The sequence below is a fragment of the Hymenobacter agri genome (genome assembly GCF_054778495.1).
The window spans coordinates 1-3,701 of record NZ_BAAGZM010000433.1; the positions used below are offsets into that span (position 1 = coordinate 1).

Annotated in this window: 3 protein-coding genes; all 3 read right to left on the bottom strand. The window is 64.6% G+C overall.

The window, feature by feature from the left end; all coding sequences use genetic code 11:
- A partial coding sequence (locus ACYVDE_RS17160) for an MCP four helix bundle domain-containing protein (RefSeq protein WP_460502771.1) occupies positions 1-263 on the bottom strand: 263 nt, incomplete at its 3' end.
- A gap of 125 nt (positions 264-388) precedes the next feature.
- The gene (locus ACYVDE_RS17165) at positions 389-1,555 is read right to left on the bottom strand and encodes a sensor protein KdpD (RefSeq protein WP_460502772.1); all 1,167 of its coding nucleotides are present in this window, start codon (positions 1,553-1,555) and stop codon (positions 389-391) included.
- Between the two features lie 226 nt (positions 1,556-1,781).
- Positions 1,782-3,701, bottom strand: a 1,920-nt coding sequence (locus ACYVDE_RS17170) for a KUP/HAK/KT family potassium transporter (RefSeq protein WP_460502773.1), incomplete at its 5' end; no start/stop codon positions are given.

A 3,701-nucleotide genomic window follows, 5' to 3' on the forward strand; every position in this document is an offset into this window, starting at 1 on the left:
GGCTCAGTCACGTTGCGGGCTTCTTCGCCCAGCGCGGCCACGAAGGCGGCGGTGCCGGCCGTGTCGGGCAGCGGCTGGCGGGCCAGCTGGTTGAGGCTTTTCAGCATCCGCTGGCCCAGCTCGATGGAGTACAGATTGGCCTTGAGCACGTCGCGCGTGCTGCGGTCGAGCTGGCGCAGGGAGTAGTACGCGTAGCCGCCGATGCTGAGCAGCAGCAGCAGCATGGCCAGGAAGCCGGTGGTGATTTTGGTTTTGAGGTTCATGGGCTTTTAGAACGATGTAGAGACGCAATACTTTGCGTCTTGTCGTTGCTGATGTTGTTTAATCTGTGCGGTTTCCGTTGTTCAACGCCGAGACGCGAAGTGTCGCGTCTCTACATCGTTCAGCTTCAATACGTCACCAAATACACGTCCAAGTCCCGCCCGTCATCGGCTACGGCACGCAGCAAATCGGCCGTCACGCCGCGCCGCGAGAGCTGCTCCCACAGCCCCTTTTCGCGGGTGATGCCGCAAACCAGCAGGGTGGCATTTTTCTCAGCGGCCACCCGCCGGATGGCGCCCACCACGTCGTCGTCCTTCACCCGCAGAATCTGGGCGCCCAGCTCGGTGGCCAGTTGCAAATTATTCAGTAGGTGGCGCTGGGTGGCCAGGCCGATGCGGTCCGACGATTCGCGGCCGGTTTGCACGTAGAGCACGTACCAGGCGGCGGCCGAAAACCGGTCGGCCAGCCGCGAGGTCTTGCGGATGATTTCCTTGGCGGCCTGGCTGTTGGAGTTGATGCAGGCCAGCAGGCGGTCGTCGTTGCGGCGCTGCGGGGCCACGGCGGGCGCCCCGCCGGCGTCGGATTCCACCTGCCGGCTCAGCAACTGGGCCACTTCGCGCACGGCCAGCCGCCGCAACTGCAACAGGTTTTCGGCCTGGAAAAAGTTGGCCAGCGCCGTGGGCACTTTGGCGGGGTCGTAGATTTTGCCCTCTTCCAGACGGGCGCGCAGCTCGCCCACGGTCAGGTCCACATTTACCACCTCGTCGGCGGCTTTCAGCAACTGGTCGGGGATGCGCTCGGTCACGTCGGTGCCGGTGATTTTCAGCACCTGGTCGTGCAGGCTTTCGAGGTGCTGCACGTTCACGGCCGTAATCACCGAAATGCCCTGGGCCACGAGGTATTCCACGTCCTGCCAGCGCTTTTCGTGGCGCGAGCCCGGCACGTTGGAATGGGCCAGCTCATCCACCACCACCACCTGCGGCCGGCGCTGGATGATGCCCTCCAGGTCCATTTCTTCCAGCGCCCGGCCTTTGTAAAAAATGCTTTTGCGAGGCAGCAGCGGCAGGTCTTTCAGCTCGGCCACGGTGCCGGGGCGGCCGTGGGTTTCGATGTAGCCCAGCAGCACGCCCACGCCGTGCTGGCGTAGCTCGTGCGCCTCCTGCAGCAGGCGGAAGGTTTTGCCCACGCCCGCGGCCAGCCCCAGGTACACCTTAAGCGTGCCGCGCCGCTTGGCCTGCACCAGGCGCAGAAACCGCTCGGCAGATTGGTCGCGGGGGTCGGACGTGGGGTTCATGGGGATTGGCGGTTTAGAAGGAGCAGCAGGCAAAGGGTTAGGAGAAACATTCAGAACGTCATGCTCATCTGGCGTCCGCGCAGTCGAAGCATCGCTACCGCTTCGCCTGACGAGCAACCTCACCCCCGGCCCCTCTCCTCAGGAGAGGGGAGCCGGACGAAGCGGTAGCGATGCTTCGACTGCGCGGACGCCAGATGAGCATGACGTTCTTTTTTGCTCTGTCTGTCTAGCTGCGCGTCAGCTCCAGCTCGGGGCGGGCGGGCATGTGCAGGGGCACGTTTTCGATGGTGAAGGTGCTGTTGTCGAGGCCGAAGCTTTCGGTTTCGGAGGCGCCCAGCCACTTCAGCCAGCCGTGCAGGCGCAGGGCCATGCGCTGCCAGCCGCGCAGCAGGTATTGGTAGGGCAGGGTTTTGTTGAGAATCACAAACTGAAAATCGCCGGTTACGTCCCGCCCGCGCAACGACTCGTAGCGCGAGGCAATGTCCACTTCGTGGTTTTTCACGAGGTCGGCCACCACCTGGCGGTACATGTAGTTCAGGGCCTGGTCCACGCGGAAGCCGAGGTAGAAATCGATGCGCACCAGCTCGTTGGGCAGCACGTGCGTCACGCGGTAGCGGCGGGTGTAGGGCTCGTCGGTGGTGGTCACGTGCACGAGGTAGTACACGTCGGCCCGCTTGGGGCGCTTCTTGAAAATGCTGTGAATGATGGCGTTTTCCACCTCCCGGCCGTCCTCGGCCTTGGTGAGGTACACCAAGTGGGTGGCGTACTTGGGCACGGTCGGGTCGTTGCTCAGGCGTTGGAGCAGCGGCAGCCACTCGGCCAGCGGCACAAACTCGGTCAGCTCGTTGCGGATGCGCTGGCCGGCAATCCAACTCAGCATCACCACCAGAATTACCCCGGCCAGCAGCACCGACAGCCAGCCGCCGTGGCTGAACTTGGCCAGGTTAGCCACCAGAAAAGAACCCTCGATGACCCCGTACAGGCCCACGAGCAGCACAATCCAGCCGCCGGCCACGCGGCGCATCCGCAGGTAGTAGGCCAGCAGCACGGTGGTCATGAGCATGGTCACCGTTACGGCCAGGCCGAAGGCGGCTTCCATCTTGCCCGATTCGCGGAAGTAGAGCACCACGCCCACGCAGCCGGCGCACAGCAGCCAGTTCAGGCTGGGCACGTAGGCCTGGCCGCGCAATTCGGTGGGGTAGTTCACCTTCACCTTGGGCCAGAAGCGCAGCCGCAGCGCCTCCACCACCAGCGTGAACGAGCCCGAAATGAGCGCCTGCGAGGCAATGATGGTGGCCAGCGTGCTCAGCCCGATGGCCGGCAGCAGCGCCCACTTCGGCATCATCAGGAAGAACAGGTTTTGCTCGCCCAGCGGCGGCCCCAAGTGGCGCAGCAGCCAGGCGCCCTGGCCCAGGTAGTTGAGCACGAGGCAGATTTTCACAAAAGTCCAGGAGCCGTAGATGTTGCGCCGGCCCACGTGGCCCATGTCGGCGTACAGGGCCTCGGCCCCGGTGCTGCACAGAAAAATGGAGCCCAGCAGCCAGAACGCGCCCGGCACCTGCGTCACCATCGTCAGGGCGTAGTGGGGGCTGAAGGCCCGCAGAATGTCCGGCTCCTGCACCAGCTGCCCCACGCCCAGCACGGCCAGCATCGAGAAAAACACCGTCATCACCGGCCCAAACAGCTTGCCAATCAGCTGTGTGCCAAACTGCTGCACCGCAAACAGCCCCACGATGATAACCAGCACAATGGGCACGGTATCGAGGTCGGGCTTCAGCATCCGCAGCCCCTCAATGGCCGAGGCCACCGAGATGGGCGGCGTGATGATGCCATCGGCCAGCAGCGCCGCCGCCCCCACGATGGCCGGCAGGTACAGCCGCCGCACCGGCAGCCGCCGCAGCCGCGCATACAGCGCCAGAATGCCGCCCTCGCCGTGGTTGTCGGCCCGCAAAGCCAGCACCACGTATTTCACGGTGGTGAGCAGCGTAAGCGTCCAGATGATGCACGATATGGTGCCCAGCACCACGGCCTCGGTCACGGGCTGCGTCACGAATACGCCCCGCACCGTGTAGAGCGGCGAGGTGCCGATGTCGCCGTACACGATGCCCAGCGCCACGAGCAGGCCCGCCGCCGTGGCCCGGCTATA

What these genes read in the sequence shown, in the direction of transcription:
- ACYVDE_RS17165 (WP_460502772.1), bottom strand. Translation starts at nt 1,555, where the DNA reads ATGAACCCCACGTCCGACCCCCGCGACCAATCTGCCGAGCGGTTTCTG.